Below are 23427 nucleotides of genomic sequence, written 5' to 3' on the forward strand. Positions count from 1 at the left end.
GATACGTCCGATAGGGAATTTCGTTGCATATCACAAGCATGGCGCGAATCGGTTCGTCCCGCCGCGCTTGCCTGCGGCAGGCCAAGCTGGCAAACAGACGCGGCCACCGGACCTGCCGTCCGGCCCTGTGTCCTCTGGTCGAAAAGCGCCCGTATCATGATCAAAACGCTGCTCAAATTCGCTCCCCTGCCGTTCTTCGTGATGTCCGCTGCGCAGGCTGGCGCGCAGCAGACAGCGCCTCTCGATATCCCGGATGTCGCCCCCCAGCCGGTGTCGCAAGCTACGATGCAGGACGTGACGCGGATGCTGGCATCGGATGAATTTGAAGGCCGGGCGCCCGGTAGCGTCGGTGAACAGAAGACCATCGCGCTGCTGACCGAGCGTTTTGCCAAGGCGGGGCTGAAGCCCGGCAATGGAGACAGCTGGCTGCAGCCCGTGCCACTGGTCAGCATCGAGGCAGGCAAGGTCAGCCCGCTGACCATCACTGGCGGCAAGACCCCCTTGAGCTTGGCATATGGCACCGACATGGTGCTGGGCACCTATCGCGAGGCGGACAGCATCACCATCGCGGGAAGCGATGTCGTGTTCGTCGGCTATGGCATCAACGCGCCCGAAAAGGGCTGGAACGACTATGCCGGGGTCAACGTCAAGGGCAAGACCGTGGTGATCCTGGTCAACGACCCCGATTATGACAGCGCGGACCTCACTGGCGACTTCGGCGGAAAGGCGATGACCTATTACGGCCGCTGGACCTACAAATACGAGGAAGCCGCGCGTCAGGGTGCCGCTGCCGCGCTGATCGTGCACGATACCGTTCCCGCCGCTTATGGCTGGGGCGTGGTCGAATCGAGCTGGACCGGCCCTCAGTTCTTCGCCCAGACCAAGGACAAGGGCGCAAGCCAGACCCAGGCGAACGGCTGGATCCAGAAATCCGCCGCCGAAACCCTGCTCGCCAGCGCCGGGCAGGATCTCGCCACGCTGAGCGCGGCTGCCAAGAAGAAGGGCTTCAAGGCGGTGCCGCTGGGCGTCAAGGCATCGGTGTCGTTCGCCAACGCCATCGACACGACGATGTCGAACAACATCATCGGCATTCTGCCCGGCGCCAAGCGGCCCGACGAATATGTCCTCTACACCGCGCACTGGGACCATCTGGGCCGCTGCAAGCCCGCGTCCGATGGCGACGACATCCGCAACGGCGCGGTCGACAACGCCACCGGCACCGCAGCCTTGGTGGCGCTCGCCGAAACCTTCGCAAAGGCTGGCGCGCCCGATCGCAGCGTGGTGTTTCTGGCTGTGACGGCTGAGGAATCCGGCCTGCTGGGCTCTGCCTATTACGGGCAGAACCCCATCTATCCGCTGGCAAAGACCGCAGGCGGCATCAACATGGATGCGTTCCTGATGGCGGGTCCGTCGCGCAACGTGACCGTGGTGGGCAAGGGCAAGTCCGAGCTCGAGGCGTATCTCGACGCGGCGCTGACATCCGCCGACCGCGTCGCGTCTCCGGACAGCAGCCCCCAGAACGGCTATTATTACCGCTCTGACCATTTCAGCCTCGCCAAGCAGGGCGTGCCGATGCTGTATATCGATGGCGGCGAGGACCTGATCGAGGGTGGCACTGCGGCAGGCGCAGCCGCGGCCAAGGACTATACCGTCAACCGCTATCACGGCCCCAAGGACGAATATAACCCCGACTGGAACTGGTCTGGCGTGATAGCCGACCTGTCGCTCTATTACCGCATCGGCCGATCGCTGGCGATGTCGACCAGCTGGCCCAACTGGGTGGAAGGCGACGAATTCCGCGCCACCCGCGACGCCAGCCGCGCCGCCGCGAAGTAAGGACAGACCGTTGACGTATCGCATGCCCGCCGAATGGTCGCCGCAAGCCTGGTTGTGGATCGGCTTTCCGCATCTCGCCGATGAGTGGCAGGGCTTTCTTGCTGCAGCGCAAGCCGAGATCGCGGCGTTTGCGCGCGCGGTGGCCGATAGCGGCCAGCCGGCGCGCCTGGTCTGCCGCGACGAGGCCAGCGCGGCCATTGCCCGCGAACTGTCGGGCGATGGGGTGGATATCCGCATCCACCATTATGGCGACATCTGGCTGCGCGATACCGGGCCACTGGTGGTTACAGGGCCCGGCGGCGCGCTGCGGGCGCAGCTGTTCGGCTTCAACGGCTGGGGCGGCAAATATGTAATGGAGGGCGATACCGAGATCGGCGGCGCGCTCAGTGAAGAGGCCGGACTGGCCTCGGTGCGGGCCGACTGGGTGCTCGAGGGCGGCGCTATCGACGTCGATGGCACCGGATTGGGCGTCACCACCGAACAGTGCCTGCTCAACCCCAACCGCAACCCGCATCTGTCGCGCAGCGATATCGAGGCGCGGCTGCACCGTGATCTGGGGATCGAGCGGCTGTTGTGGCTGGGCGACGGCCTGCTTAACGATCACACCGATGGCCATGTCGACAATCTGGCGCGGTTCGTGGCGCCCGGCACGCTGGCGCTGCCGGTTGCGGCCGGGCACGACGACCCGAATGCCGCAATCTACGCGAATGCCAGGGCGCGCGCCGAGGCGTTCGGGGTGACGGTCGTCCCCATCCCCTCGCCCGGGCTGGTCGAGCGGGTGGATGCCGAAGGGCAGCTCAAGGTACAGCCCGCGAGCCATATGAACTTCGCGATCACCAGCCATGCGGTCATCGTGCCGACCTACGGCACCGCGTCCGACCAGCCCGCAGTGGAGGCGATCGCCGCCTGCTTCCCCGGGCGCAGGACGATCGGGCTGCGCGCCGATGCAGTGCTCGCCGGCGGGGGCAGCTTCCACTGCGCCAGCCAGCAGATGCCGCTGCCCGTCTGACGCCCAGATCGATTGATCGGCCTGTCGCTGCCGGGTATAGCGCCTGTCAGGTTACTGCCTATATTCCCCAGAACCTTTGAAGAGGATTGCCCCCATGCGCCATTTGATCATCCCTGCCCTGATCGCGGGCACCGCCCTGCCGCTGATCGGAGTCGCCCAGCCTGCCTTCGCCGCCGAAGCTGCCGATGCAAGCTCTGCATCCGCGATCGACGCTGCGGTTGCCGCCGATCTGCGCGGCACCGACAAGGCACGCGACCAGTATCGCCACCCCAAGGAAACGCTCGAATTCTTCCAGGTGAAACCGAACATGGTGGTCGCCGAATATGCCGCCGATGCTGGCTGGTACAGCAAGATCCTAGCGCCGCTCACCGCCACCAGCGGCAAGTATGTCGCGTTGGGCGTCTCGCCGAGCAGCCCGTCGCTGAACGAGGAACGCAAGGCGCAGATGAACGCCTTCCCCGCCAATTATCCCGCGCGCGCCGCGAAGGCGACCGGGGTCAGCGCGGACAAGATCCACGCCTTCGTCACCAACGCAGTCCCTGCCGAGATGCAGGGCAAGGTCGACCGCGTGCTGATCTTCCGCATGCTGCACAACCTGCAGCGCTCGGGCATCCTGGGCAGCGAACTTGACGCGATCCACGGCATGCTCGCCCCCGGCGGCATGGTCGGCATCGAACAGCACCGCGCCAAGGCAGATGCGCCTGCGGCCTATGTCGATGGTTCCAAGGGCTATCTCAAGGAAGCCGATGTGATCGCGATGTTCGAAAAGCACGGCTTCGTGCTGGCGGGCAAGAGCGAGATCAACGCCAACCCCAAGGACCCGGCCAACCACGCGCAGGGTGTCTGGACGCTTCCGCCCAATTATGCGCTCAAGGACGTGGACAAGGACAAGTACGCCGCGATCGGCGAATCCGACCGCATGACTTTGTTGTTCAAGAAGAAGTAAGCTCAAGACTATGACCGAGATCACCGTCGCCGCCCTGCAGTTGCCGCTGGGCGCAAGCGAAGCCGACAATATCGAGGCGGTGACGGATCTGGTCGCCCATGCAGCCGACAAGGGGGCAGAGATCATCCTGCCCCCCGAGCTGTTCGAGGGACCTTATTTCTGCCGGACTGAGGACGAGGCGCTGTTCGCCAGCGCGCGTCCCACGAATGAGCACCCCAGCGTGCGCGCGATGGCGAAGCTCGCCCGCCAACTCAAGGTCGCGATCCCCACCAGCTTCTTCGAGCGCGACGGACCGCATCACTACAACTCGCTGGCGATGATCGATCCCGATGGCGAGATCATGGGGGTGTACCGCAAGAGCCACATCCCGGACGGTCCGGGCTATGAGGAGAAATATTATTTCCGCCCCGGCAACACCGGGTTCAAGGTGTGGGACGTGTGCGGCACCCGCATCGGCGTCGGCATCTGCTGGGACCAGTGGTACCCCGAATGCGCGCGCGCGATGGCGCTGATGGGGGCGGAACTGCTGTTCTATCCGACCGCGATCGGCTCCGAGCCTTATGACAGCACGCTCGACACCAGCCGGATGTGGCAGCGCGCGATGCAGGGACATGCGGTCTCCAACTGCATGCCGGTGATCGCCAGCAACCGCATCGGGATCGAGGGCGACCAGACCTTTTACGGCCACAGCTTCATCACCAACGAATGGGGCGACAAGGTGCTGGAATATGGCGCGGAGGAAACCGGCGTGCTGGTCGCGACGCTCGACCTCGACCAGGCACGGATGCACCGCGCCGGCATGGGCTTCTTCCGCGACCGCAGGCCGGAGCTTTACGGACGGCTGGCGCAGGACGTTTGAAGACCGGAACACCCCGGGCCCCGGATCAGGTCCGGGGTGACGGATGTATTTGACCGGAAACGGATGCAACTCTCGTCATCCCGGACTTGATCCGGGACGCAGAGCCGATCACGCCAAGCGCTCGTCCCGCAGCTTGCAGGCGCGCGCGAAGACATCCTCGAACATCGCGGCCGTCAGCCGTCCAGTGTTCGTGTTGTACCGGCTGCAGTGATAGCTGTCGATCAGCACCCTGCCCTCGCCCAGATCGTGGACCGCGCCGTGGCCGAAAGGATGATCGGCGAGGCGGTGGCCCCAGTGGCGCAGGAAGCTGTCGTGCGCGATCCGCCCCAGCGCGACGAACACGCGCAAGCGCGGCAGCGCGGCGATCTGGGCGGTGAGGAAACGGCGGCAGGTGTTGATCTCCTGCGGAGTCGGCTTGTTCTGCGGCGGCAGGCACTTGACCGAATTGATGATCACCACGCCGCTGAGCGCGAGGCCATCGCCGAGATCGCTCTCGTAGCGATCGTTGCTCAAGCCGAACTTCGCCAGAGTCGCGAACAGCAGATCGCCCGCATAATCGCCGGTAAACGGCCGTCCGGTGCGGTTCGCCCCGTGCTTGCCCGGCGCCAGCCCGATGATCCCCAGCCACGCATCGGCATCGCCAAAGGCGGCGACGGGCGCGTTCCACCAGTCGGGATGCTCGGCCTGGCAGGCATGGCGCAGCGCCACCAGCCTTGGGCATAAAGGACAGTCGCGCGGCGGCTCGGTGTGCGGAATGGGGCTTACGCTGATCACGCCCAAGCGCTAGGCGCAGACCATGCGTCAGGCAAGCCTTGCCCAGTATCTGATCGCGCTGGGATCGAACCGGCGGCACCATCGCATCGGTCCGCCCGAGCGGGTGCTGGAGGCCGCGATGGAGGCGCTTGCGGCCGAGGATGTCGATATTCTCGTGCTCGCGCCCGCGATCCGTACGCGCCCGATCGGCCCTTCGCAGCGCATGTATGCCAACAGCGCGGCGCTGATCTGCACGCAGCTTGCCCCCGACGAACTGCTGGCGCTGCTAAAGGCGCTGGAGGCGCGCTTCGGCAGGCGGCGCGGCCAGCGCTGGTCGGCGCGCACGCTCGATCTCGACATCATCTGGTGGTCGGGCGGCACCTGGCATTCGCGCCGGCCCGAGCTGATCGTCCCGCACATCGCCTTTCGCGAGCGGCGCTTCGTGCTGCAACCCGCCGCGATGATCGCCCCGCAGCTGCGCGACCCCGTCACCGGGCGCAGCATCGCCCAGCTTCTGCAGCGGCTCACGCGGGCTTGACCCGCCAAGTCTCCCCGACTAGGGGAGACGCCGCACCGGGACACACCGGTCGACATCCGATGGCGCCACACCGCTGCGCCACCCCTTACGGGCCCTTAGCTCAGTCGGTAGAGCAACTGACTTTTAATCAGTAGGTCGCTGGTTCGAACCCAGCAGGGCTCACCATTATAGCAATTAACTCAATGGTTTATGAGACGGTGGCGGTCAAGCGATCCTGCAGCCGCCTCTGTAGGTAACCCGGTAGGTAACACTTGCCCATTGGTCGGAACGAAGTTGCGCGGCTGCCGTAAGGCTTGCAAGCAACTAACTACGGGCCAAGATACATGACCGCAGCAACTGCATTCGCCCTGATTGCCGGCTTGAACGCGACCGCCATAGCGGCGCTGGTTTATCATCGGGCTCACGCTAAAGCGTCTGGGCGCCCTGCACCGGCATGGTTAAGCGCGGACAACCGCTAATCCGGCCCTGGTTCATCCTTGCCCCACACGCCGGGCCGTTTATCGAAATACCCATTGTCGACCGGATCCGCGACCACGACAGCCGTTGACCCGCCCGCGAGCCTGGCCGCGATATGCTTGGCCATCGCTTCATGCGCGCGGTCACTTTCCATCGCCAGCTTGGACCGCATGGCGGTTTTTGTTGTGGGCGGTGCTGCCTTGAGCGCCTGATATAGCATGGCCTCGAGTTCGGTCTGGTCGATTCTACGCATGGTGACACGATGGTGCACGATCAGGGCTGTAGGAAAGCGGATATTTGCCCTCCACAGAACCTCTGGCGCGCGTCTGTCAAATGACGGCGAACCTGAGGCACAGGTATGTGGGTGCAACCCACGTCGCTCGGGCTGTCTCATGCCGTCCATTCTGCGCTTGCCCCCTTTGTGATCAGGCTCTTATGGTCGCCGCCTAACCACGGGGACCATCATGCACCACACCATTCGCTTTGCCGTATCCGCGCTCGCCATCGCGCTTGCCGCACCCAGCACGATCGCGCTTGCACCGGCGATCGCCGCGCAGCCCGCCGAGGCCAATCAGGATCCCGCGCTGACCACGTTTCTGGATGCCGAGTTCGAAGAAGCGATCAAGCAGCAGCCGCAGCTCGCCACGCGCCTTGGCCGCAAGGACGGCGGCGACCAGTGGAACGACATCGGCGATGAAGCTGCCGAGGCGCAGCTTGCCTGGCGCAAGGCTTCGGTCGCCCGGATGAAGGCGCAGTTCGACCGCGCGAAGCTCTCGCCCGAGGCGCAGGTCAACTACGACATCTGGGCGCTTGAGGCCGAGCGTGCCGAAATGCAGCAGGCCAACCGGGTGTACCGCCCGCCCTTCTATTCGCGGCTCTATTCGGCGCACAGCCAGCTGCCCGATTTCCTGATCAACACGCACACGGTTGCCGATGCGACCGACCTCAAGAACTACATCGCCAGGCTGCGCGGCATCCCCGCGGTGCTTGATGTCGCGATCGCGCGCACCAAGGCGAGCGAGGCGGCGGGGATCCGCGCGCCGAAGTTCCAGATCGAGACCATCATCACCGGCAGCGAAAAGCTGACCAGCGGCGCGCCGTTCGGCGATGGTCCCGATGCTGCGCTGTGGGCGGACGTCAAGGCCAAGACCGAGGCACTGGTCAAGGCCGGCAAGCTCCCTCGCGCCGAGGCCGATGCCATGCTGGCCGAAGCGCGCGCGGCGATCGTCGCGCTGAAGCCGGCCTATGACCGGGTCGTCGCCTGGGCCAGGGCCAGCCTGCCCAACGCGCCCAGCGGCAAGGTCGGTGCGATCACCCTGCCCGAAGGCGCGGCTTATTATGCCAATGAGCTCAAGCTCAACACCACCAGCGATTACACCGCCGAACAGATCCACTCCATTGGCCGTTCGGAAGTCGCGCGGATCGAGGCCGAGCAGGATGCGCTGGCAAAGCAGGCAGGCTTCAAGGACCGCAGCGCCTATTATGCCGAGCGCGCCCGGCTCAACCCGCCGCGGCCCTATGACGATGCGGCGCGGACCGAATATCTGACCACCGCCAATGCCTTTGTCGCGCACACCCGCTCGCTGCTCGATCCCTATTTCAACTCGCTGCCCAAATACGGCATCGAGGTGGTGCGCGAGCCGGCATTCTCCGAAGTCGCAGGCGGCGCAGCGCACGCCTCTGCCCCCAGCCCCGACGGATCGCGCCCGGCCAAGACCTATGTCCATCTGGTGGGAACCGTGCCCGATCCGGCGGCGATGTACACGCTGATGTGCCATGAGGCGGTTCCCGGGCACAACATGCAGGGCGACATCCAGGTGCGGCAGACCAGCGGGCCCAAGTTCCGCGCGGTCACCGGCTATGTCGCGTTCGGCGAAGGCTGGGCGCTCTATGCCGAGGCCTTGTGCAAGGAAATGAACGCCTTCCCCGATATCGCCGCCGATTTCCTGCGGCTGGATGCAGAGCTGTTCCGCGCGGCGCGGCTGGTGGTCGACACCGGCATCCATGCGATGGGCTGGACCGAGGACGAGGCGGTTGCGTACATGAACACCACCGGTCGCCAGCCGATAGAACGCTCGCGTTCGGAAATCCGCCGCTACATCACGCTGCCGGGCCAGGCGACCGGCTACAAGATGGGGATGCTCAAGATCGTCGAGCTGCGCCAGCGCGCCGAAAGCAAGCTGGGCAAGAAGTTCGACATCAAGGGATTTCACGATCTGCTGATCGCGTCGGGATCGCAGCCGCTGTCGATCCTGGAGCGCCGGGTGGACGACTGGATCGCGCGCTCGGCGACCTGAGCCTGCGCCTCTGACCGGCACGAAGTCCGGTTGCGAACCGAAACGGGCTTTTGCATCGGCAGCAATGCCCTATATGCAAGAAGCCCCGGCGCCATCCCGCGCCGCATTCGCAACCGGACGACCCGCCATTTCCGATTCCACTGCATCGTCCGCCGATCTGACCCCTGCCCCATCGGGCAGCAGCGGCCCATCGCCCACGCGCGCGCCAACGTCTGCACGGTCCGTCGGCACCGGCAAGTTCCTCACCGGGAGCCTGATGCGGCACGTCGCCGTGATGACGCTCACCTCCAGCATCGGCCTGCTTGCGCTGTTCCTGGTCGATTTCGCCGATCTGTTTTTCATCTCGCAGCTGGGCGACCCGTCGCTGACCGCGGGGATCGGCTTTGCCAGCACTTTACTGTTCCTCAACTCCTCGCTCAACATCGGGCTGATGATCACAATCAGCGCGCTCGCTGCCCGCCGCATCGGCATGGGCCGCAGCGAAACCACGCGTGCGCTGCTGGGCGAGGTGCTGATGCTGGGCGTTGCCATGGCGGCGCTGATCGCATTGGTGTTCTGGATCTTCGCGCCGCAATGGGTCGAGATGATGGGGGCGACCGGCAGGGCCAGGGATGCCGCGGTCAGCTATATCCGCATCGTTGCCCCGTTCGGGCCGATCACTGTGGTGGGCATGGTCTGTTCGGGGCTGCTGCGCGCCTATGGCGATGCCAGCCGCGCGATGAACACCACGCTGGCGATGGCGGCAGGCAACGCGATCTTCGATCCGCTGCTGATGTTCGGCCTGGGCTGGGGCTTTGTCGGCGCAGCCTGGGCGACCGTGATCTCGATCGTGCTGATGGCAGTGACAGGCATCGTGCCGATCCTGCGGCATTATGGCGGCTTTGCCATGCCGACGCGCGAGAGCTTCGCTGCCAATCTGGTGGATATCCGCAAGATCATGGTGCCTGCCGTGCTGACCAATCTGGCGACCCCGGTCGGCGGGATCATCGCCTTTCGCCTGATCGCGGAATATGGCGAGGCATCGGTGGCCAGCTATGCGGTGATCGGCCGGATCATCCCGCTGGCTTTCTGCCTGCTGTTCTCGCTCTCCGGATCGATCGGCCCGATCATCGGCCAGAATTACGGCGCGGGCCAGCTCGACAGGGTGCGCGGCACAATCGATCGCGCGGTGCTGTTCGCCGCAGGCTTCACGCTCCTGATCTGGCCTGCGCTGATCCTGGGCAGCGATGGCATCGGCTGGGTGTTCGATCTGCCCGCAGGTGGCATGGAGCTGATCCACGCCTTTGCGTGGATCGTGGTGCCGTTGTTCTTTTTCAACGGGATGCTGTTCATCTCCAACGCCAGCTTCAACAATCTGGACCGCGCCAACTGGTCGAGCTGGACCAACTGGGGCCGCAACACGCTGGGCGTGCTGCCTTTCGCGATGGTGGGTAGTGCCGTCGCCGGAGCACCGGGCGTGCTGATCGGACAGGCGATCGGCGGGGTGCTGTTCGGGCTGGGCGGCTATTGGCTGGTCCGACACCGGCTGGCGCAGCTCGAGAAAAATATAGGTTAACCCATTTTGCGTGCAGGGGACTTCACGTTATTTAGGCGCCCAACCCAACGGATTAACGATTACAGTCACGCCATGAACAAGACCGACACGCCTGTCATTTCCGTGCTGATGAGCGTGTACAACGCCGAGCGCTATGTTGCCGAGGCGATCCAGAGCATCCTTGGCCAGACCGAGGGGCGCTTTGAATTCCTGATCGTCAACGACGGCTCGAGCGACGCGTCTGCCTCGATTCTCGACCGCTATGCCGCGCAGGATTCGCGCATCCGGGTGATCCATCAGGAAAACCGCGGCCTGATCGCCAGCCTCAACCTGCTGCTCGAAGAGGCACGCGCGTCGCTGGTGGCACGGATGGACAGCGACGACGTCTCGCGGCCAGAACGCTTTGCTGTGCAGCTCGCCGAAATGGCTGCAAGACCCGAGATCGCGGTGCTGGGCACCAACACCGACGAACTTGACGCAGACGGCGCCTACTTTCCGTGCAGCGATTTCCATCCCGAGCAGCCCGAAGACATTCGCGAGCGGCTGATGGTCGCCAGCGGCATCTGCCATCCTTCGGTGATGATGCGCCGCGATGTTATCCGCGCGCTGGGCGGATACCGCGCGGCATTCCGCCATTGCGAGGACTACGACCTGTGGCTGCGCGTCAGCGAGCATCATGACATGATGAACCTGCGCGACCGGCTGTTCCTCTATCGTCGCTCGCCCGATCAGGTGAGCGAAAAGCACATCCTGGTGCAGGCGATCGGCGCGGCCTGCGCCCGCTACGCAGCGCAGCAGCGCCGCGCCGGGCGGCCCGATCCGTTCGAGGGCGCGACCTCCCTGCCCTCGCTCGACACCATCGATGCGGTGCTGGGCACCCAGGGTGTCGGGGCACGCATGCGCCTGGAAGTGATCGACAGCGTCAAATATTCGCGCGACGCGATGACCAGCGGCGGGCTGGAACTGATGCAGGCGCATCTGCGCGAGGGCGGCACCAAGCACGGCTTCTGGCGCACTGCCGGACGGCTGGTCAAGCTGGGGATGATCCCGCAGGCGCTGACCCTGTCCTACGACCTTGTCCGCTACTGAAAGCGCCAGTCCGAACCTGGCTTTTTCGCGTGTTTCCGGATTGTTAATTCCTGTCACATCGGCTGTCCCGTCCAGAGACAGCGCAAATTGCCCGCAGATTTGGTAACCGATTTGCGCTAGGCGGCATGCTCAGGGCTTTCCCCCCCACCACCGCTTGTCAGGATTCGCGTCTCCATCATGTCTCGTGCCCCCACCGGAATGAAGCGTTTCAGCGCCGCGATGGGATTGCGCGAGTGGGTGGCATGGCTGGCGCTGGCATTGGTGCTGTCGCTGGGCGCCTCGCAGATCGTTCGCGCACAGCGCGGCGAGGATGACGCGGCCGCCCCGCGATATCAGCCACGCGAAGGATTGCCGTTCGAGCATTCGGGCGAAAACTTCCCTGGCTCTGCGTTCTACTATCTCGACGATGCCGGATCGCTGGTCCAGCCGTCGCGTGCCGTGCTCAGTGGTGACGTTGCCGATGGGCTTTCGGGTGGCGAATTCGTGCGCGGCGTGGTGCTGCGCGGGTCGCCGGTCGATCAGGGCCGCGCACTGCAGTGCCTCACCGCCGCCATCTATTACGAAGCCGCGATGGAGCCGGACGCAGGCCAGCAGGCGGTCGCGCAGGTCGTGCTCAACCGGATGATGCACCCCAGCTACCCCGACACCGTCTGCGGCGTGGTCTATCAGGGATCCGAACGTGCAACCGGCTGCCAGTTCAGCTTCAGCTGCGATGGTGCCATGGCGCGCGCACCCAGCCAGGTCTATTGGGCGCGCGCGCGCCGGGTCGCGGAACGCGCGCTGTCGGGCTATGTCTATCGCCCGGTCGGCACCGCGACGCATTACCACACCACCGAAGTTTCGCCCTATTGGGCGCCCAGTCTTGACTTCATCGGCACCATCGGCGCGCACCGTTTCTATCGCTGGAAGGGCGCCGCCGGACGCAGCATGGCCTTTGTCAGGTCGCATCTGGGCGCGGAACCCTTCCCCGGCCCCAAGCCGCGCAGCACGCTGATCCTGGCGAGCGCAGTCGATCCGCTCGACCCGCTGGTGCTGGCCAAGGCCTATGAGGCCGCGCGCCTGAAGGCCGAGGCCGACAACGCCGTGACGCTGGAGGCGCAGCGTCTGGGCCGTGCAGCACCCGCCACCGCGCCGTCGCTGAACGCGGTGCAGGCTCCGGCTTACGCCCCCGACGTCGTCCGGCGCGGCGGCGATGCTGTGTTCCGCGGATCCAACCTGCCCGACAACAGCCAGATCCGCCCGGAATACCGCAACAGCGGCCAGTGGATCCGCCAGCCGGGCACCTGAACGTCATGGCCCAGCCGCCGCCAATTAGATGCGGCGTGCATGCTTTACGCATTAAGCATATCAGCCAACCGGTTTTGCCAAAGCCGGATTAGGCTTTCTGCGTCTAATGTCGGTAATCGATAGATTAACTGCACCTGGCAAATGTGCCAAATCGGGACTTCCGCTTCGCCAGCGGGACTGCGATGGCCGCACAAGGTTGCGAGGCGCGCATCTTCGAAGGAGAGAAAATATAATTTTTTCAAAACGGTAGTAACGCTGCCCCACCCCCCCCGGTTAAACGGAGCGGGGACGGAAGGGCCACCGACTGCACCTGCGAAAACCCCTTGGAATTGGGGGATCGCGATACCCTCGGAACGAGGCAAATTTGCAGTTTGGTAACCCTCTGCGCGGTATTACGGTTTACGAGGAAGTAACCACATGCAACCAGTCGTCACTCGTAACAGCAGGAACACGGCACGTCCGATGCGCATTTTGCTCATCTGGTCGCTCGTGTCCGCATTGCTGTTCGGGCTGGCCGAGTTCGGCGAGCCCGTCGACGACATGTTCCGCGCGATCCGCAACAAGGCGCGCGATCACGACGCCACCGGCCAGATCGCCGTGGTCGGCATCGACAGCCGCGCCCAGCAGCAGATCGGCGACTGGCCATGGTCGGCCCAGCGCTATGCCAACATGATCGACCGCCTGTCGCAGGCCGGCGCACGCCGGGTGTTCTTCGATTTTCCGATCAACGTCGCCGCCAACGATCCGCAGCTGCCGCAGCTTGCCGATGCCATGGCGAGCATGAACGGCCATGTGTATATCGCCGCCAACTTCGCGCCGGAAGCTGCCGACAACAGCGGCGAGCAGCTGCTGCCGCCGGCAGCGCTGCGTGCCGTTGCTGGATTGGTGAACACCAACATCCGTACCAACGGGTTCAACGTCGCCTGGCACATGCCCTACAGCAACAAGGTCGGCAACCAGGACATCCCTTCGATCGCGTCCGCCATTTCGGGCGTGACCGGCAAGCCCGGCGAGGCATTCCCGATCGACTATGCCGTCCGCCTGAAATCGCTGCCCTATGTCAGCGCGGGCGAAGTTCTGGACAACCGCGCCAGCCTCGACCAGCTGCGCGGGCGCGATGTCATCATCGGCACCAATGCCACCGGGATCGGCAACCGCTATGCAGTTCCGGGCCAGGGCCCGTCGGCGAGCGTGTTCGTCACCGCGCTTGCTGCCGAGACGCTGCTCGATGGAGCGCCGGTGACCTATGGCTGGTGGGTGCCATTCCTGGTCGCGTTCCTGACATCGGCGCTGCTGATGCGGGTATCGCGCACCCAGCTGGTGCTGGGGATGATCGCAACGCTGCCAGTGTGCGCCGTGGGCCTTCCGCTGCTGCTCGAAAGCCTGGGCCGCTACGCCGACATCATGCCCGCTTTGGTGCTGATGCTGGGTGCGATGGGCCACCATGCCTGGAAGCTGCACCGCCAGACCTTCGACGAGCGCGGCATGGTCAACGAGGTCTCGGGCCAGCCCAACCTCAATGCGCTGCGCGCTGCCGGGCTCGACAGCCAGGATGGCCTGATCGCCGCGCGGATCCACAACTACGCCGAAGCCGCCACCGCGCTGCCTTCGGCCGCGGAGAAGGAGCTGGTCGACCAGATCATCATGCGGCTGACGCTCGGCAACGGCGGCTGCAAGGTCTATCAGGGCGACGAAGGCATCTTCATGTGGCTGATGCCTGCGGCCGGCATCAACAATGTCGGTGACCAGCTCGCGGGACTGAGCGCGATCTTCCGCAGCCCGGCCAATGTCTCGGGCCGGCTGATCGATCTCAACATCGCCTTCGGGGTCGATGCCGATCCGGGCCGCACCATACAGAGCCGCATGTCGAGCGCGCTGCTCGCCTGCCAGGAAGCGCAGAATGCGGGCGAGCACTGGCGCGTCTATGATCCGACCAAGCTGGAGGCCACCGAATGGCGCGTCTCGATGCTAGGCGAACTCGACGCGGCGATCGACAATGGTGAAGTCTGGGTGGCGTTCCAGCCCAAGCTCGACCTGCTGTCAGGCGAAATCTGCGGCGCCGAAGCATTGGTGCGGTGGACGCATCCCGAAAAAGGCCCGATCAACCCCGAAGAGTTCATCACCGCGGCCGAGCGTCATGACCGGATCGAGAAGCTCACCGACCACGTGCTCAACCGCGCGGTGCAGGTTGCCGCCAAGCTGAACAGCAACGGCCAGCGCTTCGACATGGCGGTCAATCTCTCGCCGCGGCTGATCGGCCATGCCAATCTCAAGCCGATGGTCATCCAGACGTTGCGCCGCCATGGCCTGCCTGCCGAGCGGCTGATCCTGGAGATCACCGAAACCGCCGCCATGTCCAGCGCCGATGCGGCGATGCAGGAGCTGAAAGACCTGCGCAGCCTAGGTCTGCAGCTGTCGATCGACGATTATGGCACGGGCTTTTCGACGCTCGATTATCTCAAGCGTTGCCCCGCGACCGAGCTCAAGATCGACCGCAGCTTCGTCAAGATGCTGGTCACCAGCCGCTCGGACCGCATCATGGTCAACTCGACGATCGAGCTGGCGCATTCGCTGGGCGAGGAAGTGGTGGCCGAAGGCGTCGAGGACAGCGAAACGCTGCAGCTGCTCGCGCAGATGGGCTGCGACAAGGCGCAGGGCTATCTTATCGGACGACCGATGCCGTACGAAGCGCTGATCGATTATCTGGCGAGCTACAGCCCGGCCAAGGCGGCCTGAACCAGGCCGCCCCGGGGAGCTGGCTCAGCCGATAGACTGGCCGGTCTTGGCCCAATCGGCCATGAAGCCTTCGATGCCCTTGTCGGTCAGCACATGCTTGAACAGGCTGCGAATCACCGAGGGCGGCATGGTTGCGACATCGGCGCCGATTCGGGCCGATTCGAGGACATGGATCGGGTGGCGGATCGAGGCGACGAGGATTTCGGTCTCGAAAGCATAGTTGTCATAGATCAGCCGGATGTCCTCGATCAGCGCCATGCCGTCGAAGCCGTTGTCGTCGTGACGGCCGACGAAGGGCGAGATGAAGGTCGCGCCGGCCTTGGCCGCGAGCAGCGCCTGGTTGGCCGAGAAGCACAAGGTGACGTTGACCATGGTGCCATCGTCGGTCAGCTTCTTGCAGGTCTTCAGGCCGTCGAGCGTCAGCGGCACCTTGATCGCGACATTGTCGGCGATCTTGCGCAGGATCTCGGCCTCTTTCATCATCGTTTCATGGTCGAGCGCGACGACCTCTGCCGACACCGGCCCTTCGACCAGCGCGCAGATTTCCCTGGTCACCTCGAGGAAATCTCGGCCTGACTTGGCGATCAGCGACGGGTTGGTGGTAACGCCATCGAGCAGTCCGGTGGCGGCCAGATCGGCGATATCGGCGGTGTCTGCGGTGTCGACGAAGAATTTCATGGCGGCGGGCTCCGGATGGCTGGATGGGGTGCGATTCGTGACGCCGCTATAGCGCGGGGAGCCGATGGGGTTAACCGAATAAGGGCGCGCGCTCTCCCCTCCCGCTTGCGGGAAGGGAGAAAGTTGGCCGCAGCTATACGCACGCTGCTTCACCGCCTATGCAGACCCCACCATGAATCGCGTTCGGGTCCTCCTCTTCAACTCAGCCATCGGTCCGCTCGACTATAGCGTGCCTGCGGGCATGGAGCTGCCAGCCGGATCGGTGGTGCAGGTGCCGCTCGGGCCGCGGCGGATCGACGGGATCGTTTGGGATGCAGGCGCGCTCGATGAAAAAGAGGTCGAGGCCAGCCGGTTGCGTCCGGTCGCAGCCCGGCACGACATACCGCCCCTGTCCGCGCCGCTTCGCCGCCTGATCGACTGGACCGCCGATTATTACCTCGCCCCGCCCGCTGCCGTCGCGCGGATGGCGCTGCCCAGCGGATCGCTGCTGGGCCCGGGCCGCGCGATCACCGAATACCGGCTGAACGGGTCGGTGCCCGTGCGCATGACCCCGCAACGGCAGAAGGCGTATGACGCGCTGGAAGGCGCGCAGGCAACTGTGCGCGAGCTGGCGGCACTGGCCGAGGTGTCCGAAGGTGTGATCCGCTCGCTTGTGCAATCGGGCGCGTTCGAGGCGGTCGAGGTGCCCGTCGATCGCCCCTATCCGCGCCCCGACCCCGATCATATCACGCCCGTGCTCAACGACGAGCAACGCGAGGCCGCGACGAGGCTGGCGCAGGCGGTGGCAGCAGCGGAACCCACGCCGTTCCTGCTCGACGGGGTGACCGGATCGGGCAAGACCGAGGTCTATTTCGAGGCGGTGGCGCAGGCGCTGCGGCAGGGCAAGCAGACGCTGCTGCTGCTCCCCGAGATCGCGCTGACCCAGCCGTTCCTCACCCGGATCGAAAAGCGGTTCGGTACCACTCCGGTTGCGTGGCATTCTGGGCTCAAGCAGACCGAGCGGCGGCGCGCATGGAACGCGATCATCACCGGCGACGCGCGGATCATCGTCGGCGCCCGCTCTGCCTTGTTCCTGCCCTATGCCAACCTGGGCGTGATCATCGTCGACGAGGCGCACGAGACCAGCTTCAAGCAGGAAGACGGCGTGCGCTACAATGCGCGCGATGTCGCGGTGATGCGCGGGCGGTTCGAAGGCTGCCCGGTGGTGCTGTCGAGCGCCACGCCTGCGCTCGAAAGCCGGGTGATGGCCGAAGCGGGGCGCTATGAGGCGCTCACCCTCACCCATCGCTATGGCGGCGCGCAGCTGCCGCGAATCGCGCTGATCGACCTTACCGAAAACCCGCCGCCGCGCGGCCAGTGGATCGCGCCGCCGCTGATCGAGGCGATGCGCGAACGATTGGAGCGTGGCGAGCAGACGTTGCTGTTTCTCAACCGCCGCGGCTATGCACCGCTGACCTTGTGCCGCAACTGCGGGCACCGCTTCAAATGCCCCAACTGCAGCGCCTGGATGGTCGATCACCGGCTATCGGGGCGGCTTGCCTGCCACCATTGCGGCCATGCCGAACCCTCGCCCAGCGCCTGCCCCGAATGCGGCGAGAGTGACTGCCTGGTCGCCTGCGGTCCGGGAGTCGAGCGGATCGCCGACGAGGTCGCGGCGATCTTCCCCCAGGCGCGGCGCGCGATCGTGACATCGGACACCATCTGGTCGCCCGAAAATGCGGCCGAATTCGTCGCGGCGGTCGAGGCGCGCGCGATCGACATCATCATCGGCACCCAGCTGGTGACCAAGGGATACCACTTCCCCGACCTGACGCTGGTAGGCGTGATCGATGCCGATATCGGGCTTGAGGGGGGTGACCTGCGCGCAGGCGAGCGCACCTTCCAGCAGATCGCGCAGGTTTCGGGCCGCGCCGGTCGCGCCGCCAAGCCCGGCGAGGTGTTCCTGCAGACCCGCCACCCCGATGCGCCGGTGATCGATGCGCTGGTGCAGGGTGACCGCGAGGCGTTCTACGCCGCTGAAACCCAGGCGCGGCGCGATGCCAATGTCCCCCCGTTCGGGCGGCTGGCGGCGATCATCATCTCGTCCGAGGACCATGACGAGGCGCGCGATGCGGCGCGGCAGACCGGCGCCAGCGCGCCCGAGCTCGATGGTTTTGCGGTCTATGGCCCCGCCCCTGCGCCGCTCTCGCTGCTGCGCGGGCGCCACCGCTTCCGGCTGCTGGTCCACGCCCGGCGCAATGTCGAGATGCAGCGGATCATCCGGCAATGGCTGGACCCGATGCGCTGGCCGCCAGGGGTGCGCGTCGCGGTCGATGTCGATCCCTATAGCTTTGTCTGACACGGCCGTTATGAGATGGGCCCCATGAACCCGATGCGCCTTTTCGCCCTCGTCATCGCGGCCTGCGCGGCCCTGCTGGCGGCACCGCTTTCCGCCGATCCCAACGATATCCAGGCCGCCAGCCGCTCTGTCGTGCGCGTGGTGCTGGTCGCCGAAGAGGATGGCGAAACCTTCTATGTCGGCCATGGCAGCGGCTTTGCCGTGGCGCCCGACAAGATTATCACCAACGCGCATCTGGTCGCCCCGATGCGCGAGGATGCGTCGATCCGCATCGGCATCATCCCGTCCGAAGGCACCACCACGTATGGCGGCAAGCTGGCCGCGCTGTCGGTGCGCAACGATCTGGCACTGATCGAGGTCGAAAAGGGTCGCCTGCCCAGCCTGCCGCTGCTCGCCACCCCGCTCGACGATGGCGCGCAGGTGATGGCGATCGGCTATCCTGCCGCGGTTGATCGCGCCCAGGGGCTCGATGCGCGCGAAACCGTGGCGCCTATGGCCCCGGTCAAGACCCCCGGCGTCATCTCGGGCGGACGCACGACGCGCGATTTCGATACCATCCTGCACACCGCCGCGCTCGCCAAGGGCAACAGCGGCGGGCCGCTGGTCGATCTGTGCGGCCGCGTTGCAGGCGTCAACAGCTTCGGCTCTCTCTCCGATGGAAACGATGCCGAATATGGCTTTGCGGTCTCAAACCGCGAACTGTTCACCTTCCTGCGCTCGGCCAAGGTGGACTACCGCCTTGCCGATACGCCCTGCCGTTCGGTCGCAGAACTTTCCGCCGAGGAACGCGAGCGCGCCGAGCAGGCGGAACAGGCCGCGCGCGCGCGCCAACTGGCCGAGAAGGCCGAGCGGCGCGATCTCGAAGAGAACGCGCTGCGCGAGGCAGAACATGCGATCATCGCCGCGCGCGAAAACCATGTCGCGTTCGTCGCGCTGATGCTGGTGCTCGCCGGCATGGCGGGCGGCGCGACCTTCGTGCTGCACGAACGCGGTGACCTGGAAAGGCGCAAGATCGCTGTCGGCATCGGCGGCGCCTTCGTGCTGGCAGCCGCGCTCGGCCTGGTGCTGCGCCCTGGCTTCGACGGCGCCGAGGACATGGCGATCGCCGCGCTCAAGGCCAAGGGCGTCAAGCCAGGTGCCGCGACCGGGTCTGCCGATGGCCAATATGTCTGCCGGATCGTGCCCGAACGCAGCCGCATCACCGGCACCAGCCCGCAGCCTGTGGAAATCGGCTGGACCACCACGGGCTGCGTCAACGACCGTACCCAATATGGCCGCGACACCGATGGCTGGACCCGCGTGTTCGTGCCCAACGAGGAGCAGGCGGTATCGATCAACCGGTTCGATCCCGAAACCCGCGAATTCCGCACCGAGAATTTCCAGCTGGGGCTGAGCGCGATGCAGACCGCGCGCAAGATCCGCGCGCGCTATTCGAACAACGCCTGCACCACAAATGCCGATGCAATGGCCGATCTGGAGGACATGCAAAAGGCGCTGCGCCAGGCGCTGCCCCCGCAGCCCAACGAGATCCTGGTCTACAGCTGCAGCGCCAAGGCTCCGGCGGCCAAGTGAACCGGCCCGGTGAGCGTCAGTCCGATTCGCGCTTGAGCAGCTCGGTCTTGATCTCAAGGCCATAGGCATAGCCGCCCAGCGTGCCATCGGTGCGCAGCGCGCGGTGGCACGGGATCAGCACCGCAACCGGATTGGCCCCGCAGGCAGACCCAACCGCGCGCACTGCCTTGGGCTTGCCGATACTCGCTGCGATCTGGGCATAGCTGCGAGTCTCGCCCGCCGGGATTTCGGACAGCGCCTTCCACACCGCCTCCTGAAACGCGGTGCCCCGCACATCGAGCGGGATGGCAGCGCCGGTTGCAGGGGCTTCGACCTCGGCGATCACTCCGGCGAGTATCGTCGCGGCGTCCGTGTCCGCCTTGTGCAGCGTGGCTGCAGGAAAGCGTGCGGCGAGCGCTTCGGGCCCCTCGTTGAACGACAGGCGGCACACGCCCCTGTCGGTCCATGCCACCAGCAGCAGACCCAGGCTGGTCGGGCTTTGCGTCCAGTGGATATCGACGCCCGCGCCCTTGTTCTTCCATACCGAAGGATCCATGCCGATCCGTCCTTTCATCGATCCGTAAAAGCGCGATGGCGCGCTGAAGCCTGCCTCATAGATCGCATCGACCACGCGGGGCTCGCGGCTGAGCGCCTCGCGCGCGCGCTCCTCGCGCAGCGCGCGGGCATAAGCGGCGGGCGACAGGCCGGTGTGGCGGGTGAACACGCGCTGGAAATGCGCGGGCGAATAGCCGCATTCTGCCGCCAACGCCGCCAGCGCCAGCGGTTCCTCGCTTGCCTGGATCGCCTTGATAGCGCTGAGCACGGCAACCTCGTCGCGTGCGACATCGTCGGGCAGGCAGCGCTTGCAGGCGCGCAAGCCCGCCGCGCGCGCCGCCGCGCCATCGGCAAAGAAGCGCACATTGCCCCGCGCCGGATGTCGCGCCGCGCAGGACGGGCGGCAATAGATCCCGGTGGTCAACACCCCGGTGACGAAGCGGCCGTCGAACCCGCGGTCGCGGCGCAGTACCGCGTCCCACGCGGCTATGTCGTCGATCGTGTCATCCATCGTCATGCCCTGTCGACCTGCGCCACGAAGCAACCATGCGCCGCATTGTGCGCGTGGATATAGGCGATCGCGGGATTGTCGAACAGGCCCCGGATCGCTGCATCGGCCTGCCCGGGCGCTGCAAGGCGCGCGTCGCGAAGCATGCCCTTGGCATCGAACGCTCGAAGCCCCAGCGCCCGGCCCCGCATCACCGGCGGCAGGCTGTCGCGATAGTCCGCTGCAGCGCCGACATCGCGCACATAAATGGCGTAGGCGCTGCGATAGGGCGTGGGTGCATCATGGCTGACATGGTGCAGCAGGATCACGGTTTCGCCGATAGCGGCATCCTCGAGGCTGATCCGGCAGGGAAAGCCCGGGTGCGCGCTGACCTCCACCCGCATGGCATTGCGGGCAGCAAGGTCGGCATCGGACAGGGTGAACAGATCGGAAAAGGACGACGGCGCAAGGCCGGTAATCGCGTAGCTCATGGACCAACTCCTTGATGGGGTTGTCCGATAGTTATCGGGCGGGCCCGAGCGATGCGTCCCGGATCGTGCGGTCAAAGCCGCAACCGTCAGGCCGAGCGCACCGCCTGCGCCAGCTGCTGCATCTGCGCGCGCAGCTCCTGCGACTGGCGCGCTACGTCCTCGGCGGTCTGGCTGAGTGCATCGGCAGACAGGTTGGCGCGAGAGGATTTCTCCTTGAGCTCGGTCATCTGTGCCAGCACTTGCTGGCTGCCGCCCTGCACCACGCGGATCGCGTTGAGGATGTCGCTGCTGGCACGGTGCTGATCGGAAACCGCCTGGTCGATGCGGTCGGCATTGTGGCGGATCGTGGCGACATGGCCGTCGACAGTGACGATGGTGCCGGAGACCTCGCGGGTCATGCTGGCGATGCTGCCCAGCCGTTGCTCGACCGATGCCGCGGCATGCTGGGTCTGGTTTGCAAGGTTCTTGACCTCCTGCGCCACAACCGCAAAGCCCCGGCCCGCCTCGCCCGCGCGCGCGGCCTCGATCGTGGCGTTGAGCGCCAGCAGATTGGTCTGCTTGGCGATATGGGTGATCAGCGAGAGAATGTCCGAAATCTCGCCTGCGACTGCATGCAATTGGTCTGCCGTATCGCGGCTCGACTGGCTGGCGTTGTGCGCATCATAGATGTTGCGCGTGCTGTCGGCGACCAGCTCGCGCACCTCGCCACCGGTCTGCTGAAGCCTGCGGCCATGGGTGTCAATGGCCTGCATCGATTGCGCCGCCTGATTCGCGTTGTCGGCGATGAACATGCTGTAGTCCTGCGCCTGCGCCGCGTTGCGCTTCATCATCTGCGCACCCTCTCGCATGCCGACGGCGGCCTGCGCGAGATTATCCGACAGTTCAGACAGCCGCGCCTCGTGGCTGGCGAAAAGCCGATCGAGCTCGAGCGCGCGCCGTGCGCGTTCCTGCTGGCGATCGATCTGCTCGCGCTGGAGCTGCAGCTGCGCCGCCTGACGCTCCTTTTCCGCCTTGAGCGCACGATCCGCCTTGGCGTGCGAGCGGTGGATGGCACGCGCGATGGCACCTATCTCGTCGCGGCGCCGCAGTCCCAGATCGCGCACCGTCACCGCATCGCGATTTTCGGGCAGCGCATATTGCCCCAGCTCGGTCAGCGGCAGCAGGAAGTCGCGATTGGTGTAGCGCACGCACCAGTGGACGAAAAACCCTCCGGCCAGCACGAGCAGCGCGGAGAACGCCAGCGCGATGACATAGACGCTTCGCAGAAAGCCCAGCTGCTGCACCGCGCGCTGGCGCATGACGTCGATCGCGTTCTGGCTGGTGATCAACATCGGGTCGAGCCCGCGGTGCAGATCGTTGGAGATGAAATAGTCCATCTCCTCGATCGCCTCGTTTTCGAGCAACCGGCGCAACTTGGCCTTCGCCGCATCGGCGGTCGCGCGGCTGTAGCGCAGCTCTGTCATCTGCGGCTTGAACTCGGTGGCAAAGTCGCTTGCCTCGAGCTTGTTCCAGTTGCGGTTGATCTTGCGCTCCAGCGCATCGAGCGCGCTCACCCCGCTGGCAGGCGGCATCACCCCCGATTCCACCTTGCTCGATATCGCCAGCGATTCCCGATAGCCGTCGATCACCGCCTGCATCCGCACCGTCGGCTGGATTCGCCCTGAAATCAGGTGGCTGGTGGTGTACTGCGTCATCGCGACAACGCCGATCGCGCCGACGGCGAGCAGCGCCATCAGGCCCAGCATCACCGTCAGCCCCAAGCGCACCTTGGCATGAACGCTCAGCCCGGCCAGCCGGTGGAGCATATCCCTGCGCATGCTGACGATTTTCGACATAGATCCGGGCAGTTCCGTTGAATGCGTGGCGACACTTCGCGTGATATGTAAAATGCCCGATCGGTCCCAAGATTTGGTAAACGACGCTTTCATCAAATTGTCGCAAACCACCAAAATTGTGGAGCCGCCAGCTTTGGCGAGCGATGTTTGTC

The 23427-nt window shown here is 65.4% G+C and carries 18 protein-coding genes and 1 tRNA gene; 13 read left to right on the forward strand and 6 right to left on the reverse strand.

Annotated elements, in window-relative coordinates; genetic code table 11:
* Positions 1-156: 156 nt before the first annotated feature.
* The 4 genes from IP68_RS09155 (at position 157) to aguB (ending at position 4650) form a co-directional block, all read left to right on the forward strand.
* Positions 157-1836, forward strand: coding sequence for a M28 family metallopeptidase (locus IP68_RS09155; RefSeq protein WP_054134660.1), 1680 nt, complete (start codon positions 157-159; stop codon positions 1834-1836).
* Positions 1837-1858: 22 nt separating this feature from the next.
* Positions 1859-2845 carry an agmatine deiminase family protein gene (locus IP68_RS09160; RefSeq protein WP_054134661.1) on the forward strand — a complete coding sequence of 329 codons (987 nt, stop codon included), beginning with the start codon at positions 1859-1861 and terminating at the stop codon, positions 2843-2845.
* Between the two features lie 94 nt (positions 2846-2939).
* The gene (locus IP68_RS09165; RefSeq protein WP_054134662.1) at positions 2940-3791 is read left to right on the forward strand and encodes a class I SAM-dependent methyltransferase; all 852 of its coding nucleotides are present in this window, start codon (positions 2940-2942) and stop codon (positions 3789-3791) included.
* Between the two features lie 10 nt (positions 3792-3801).
* A complete protein-coding gene (gene aguB / locus IP68_RS09170; RefSeq protein WP_054134663.1) occupies positions 3802-4650 on the forward strand; it encodes an N-carbamoylputrescine amidase in 849 nt (282 codons plus the stop codon).
* Positions 4651-4758: 108 nt separating this feature from the next.
* Here the strand turns inward: aguB and IP68_RS09175 are convergent, their stop codons facing one another.
* The gene (locus IP68_RS09175) at positions 4759-5424 is read right to left on the reverse strand and encodes a uracil-DNA glycosylase (protein ID WP_054134803.1); all 666 of its coding nucleotides are present in this window, start codon (positions 5422-5424) and stop codon (positions 4759-4761) included.
* Positions 5425-5446: 22 nt separating this feature from the next.
* Between IP68_RS09175 and folK the strand changes: the two genes are divergently transcribed.
* Both folK and IP68_RS09185 read left to right on the forward strand, forming a co-directional pair.
* Positions 5447-5941: a 2-amino-4-hydroxy-6-hydroxymethyldihydropteridine diphosphokinase gene (gene folK / locus IP68_RS09180; protein ID WP_054134664.1), complete on the forward strand. Its 495-nt coding sequence runs from the start codon at positions 5447-5449 to the stop codon at positions 5939-5941.
* 89 nt (positions 5942-6030) lie between these two features.
* Positions 6031-6106: transfer RNA gene (locus IP68_RS09185), tRNA-Lys, on the forward strand.
* Positions 6107-6395: 289 nt separating this feature from the next.
* Here the strand turns inward: IP68_RS09185 and IP68_RS09190 are convergent.
* Positions 6396-6650: a hypothetical protein gene (locus IP68_RS09190; RefSeq protein WP_054134665.1), complete on the reverse strand. Its 255-nt coding sequence runs from the start codon at positions 6648-6650 to the stop codon at positions 6396-6398.
* A gap of 211 nt (positions 6651-6861) precedes the next feature.
* On the opposite strand from IP68_RS09190, the gene IP68_RS09195 reads away from it, so the two are divergent.
* The 5 genes from IP68_RS09195 to IP68_RS09215 all read left to right on the forward strand — a co-directional run bounded on the left by IP68_RS09195 (position 6862) and on the right by IP68_RS09215 (position 15340).
* Positions 6862-8694 carry a DUF885 family protein gene (locus IP68_RS09195; RefSeq protein ID WP_054134666.1) on the forward strand — a complete coding sequence of 611 codons (1833 nt, stop codon included), beginning with the start codon at positions 6862-6864 and terminating at the stop codon, positions 8692-8694.
* Between the two features lie 73 nt (positions 8695-8767).
* Positions 8768-10249 carry an MATE family efflux transporter gene (locus IP68_RS09200; protein ID WP_197275761.1) on the forward strand — a complete coding sequence of 494 codons (1482 nt, stop codon included), beginning with the start codon at positions 8768-8770 and terminating at the stop codon, positions 10247-10249.
* 72 nt (positions 10250-10321) lie between these two features.
* Complete coding sequence (locus tag IP68_RS09205) at positions 10322-11317, forward strand: glycosyltransferase (protein WP_054134668.1); 996 nt, start codon at positions 10322-10324, stop codon at positions 11315-11317.
* Positions 11318-11494: 177 nt separating this feature from the next.
* Entirely contained in the window at positions 11495-12604 is a 1110-nt protein-coding gene (locus IP68_RS09210) for a cell wall hydrolase (RefSeq protein WP_231683862.1), read from the forward strand.
* A gap of 462 nt (positions 12605-13066) precedes the next feature.
* Positions 13067-15340, forward strand: a complete 2274-nt coding sequence (locus IP68_RS09215; RefSeq protein WP_054134669.1) for an EAL domain-containing protein — start codon at positions 13067-13069, stop codon at positions 15338-15340.
* A 24-nt stretch (positions 15341-15364) separates the two neighbouring features.
* Here the strand turns inward: IP68_RS09215 and fsa are convergent, their stop codons facing one another.
* Positions 15365-16018, reverse strand: coding sequence for a fructose-6-phosphate aldolase (gene fsa / locus IP68_RS09220; protein WP_054134670.1), 654 nt, complete (start codon positions 16016-16018; stop codon positions 15365-15367).
* Between the two features lie 172 nt (positions 16019-16190).
* Here fsa and IP68_RS09225 point away from each other — a divergent pair, with 172 nt between their 5' ends.
* Together IP68_RS09225 and IP68_RS09230 are read left to right on the forward strand one after the other, a co-directional pair.
* Positions 16191-18356 carry a primosomal protein N' gene (locus IP68_RS09225; RefSeq protein WP_054134671.1) on the forward strand — a complete coding sequence of 722 codons (2166 nt, stop codon included), beginning with the start codon at positions 16191-16193 and terminating at the stop codon, positions 18354-18356.
* A gap of 33 nt (positions 18357-18389) precedes the next feature.
* Positions 18390-19928 (forward strand): S1C family serine protease, encoded by a 1539-nt coding sequence (locus IP68_RS09230; protein WP_054134805.1) that lies wholly within the window; start codon positions 18390-18392, stop codon positions 19926-19928.
* 16 nt (positions 19929-19944) lie between these two features.
* On the opposite strand, the gene IP68_RS09235 is transcribed toward IP68_RS09230, so the two are convergent.
* The 3 genes from IP68_RS09235 to IP68_RS09245 all read right to left on the reverse strand — a co-directional run bounded on the left by IP68_RS09235 (position 19945) and on the right by IP68_RS09245 (position 23275).
* Entirely contained in the window at positions 19945-20979 is a 1035-nt protein-coding gene (locus IP68_RS09235) for a bifunctional transcriptional activator/DNA repair enzyme AdaA (RefSeq protein WP_054134672.1), read from the reverse strand.
* Entirely contained in the window at positions 20976-21440 is a 465-nt protein-coding gene (locus IP68_RS09240; RefSeq protein ID WP_054134673.1) for a DUF1203 domain-containing protein, read from the reverse strand. Before IP68_RS09240 ends, IP68_RS09235 begins: the two co-directional genes overlap by 4 nt.
* A gap of 86 nt (positions 21441-21526) precedes the next feature.
* The gene (locus IP68_RS09245) at positions 21527-23275 is read right to left on the reverse strand and encodes a methyl-accepting chemotaxis protein (protein WP_054134674.1); all 1749 of its coding nucleotides are present in this window, start codon (positions 23273-23275) and stop codon (positions 21527-21529) included.
* Positions 23276-23427: the final 152 nt, after the last annotated feature.

The sequence above is a fragment of the Blastomonas sp. AAP25 genome (genome assembly GCF_001295965.1).
GTDB classification, from domain to species: Bacteria; Pseudomonadota; Alphaproteobacteria; order Sphingomonadales; family Sphingomonadaceae; genus Blastomonas; species Blastomonas fulva.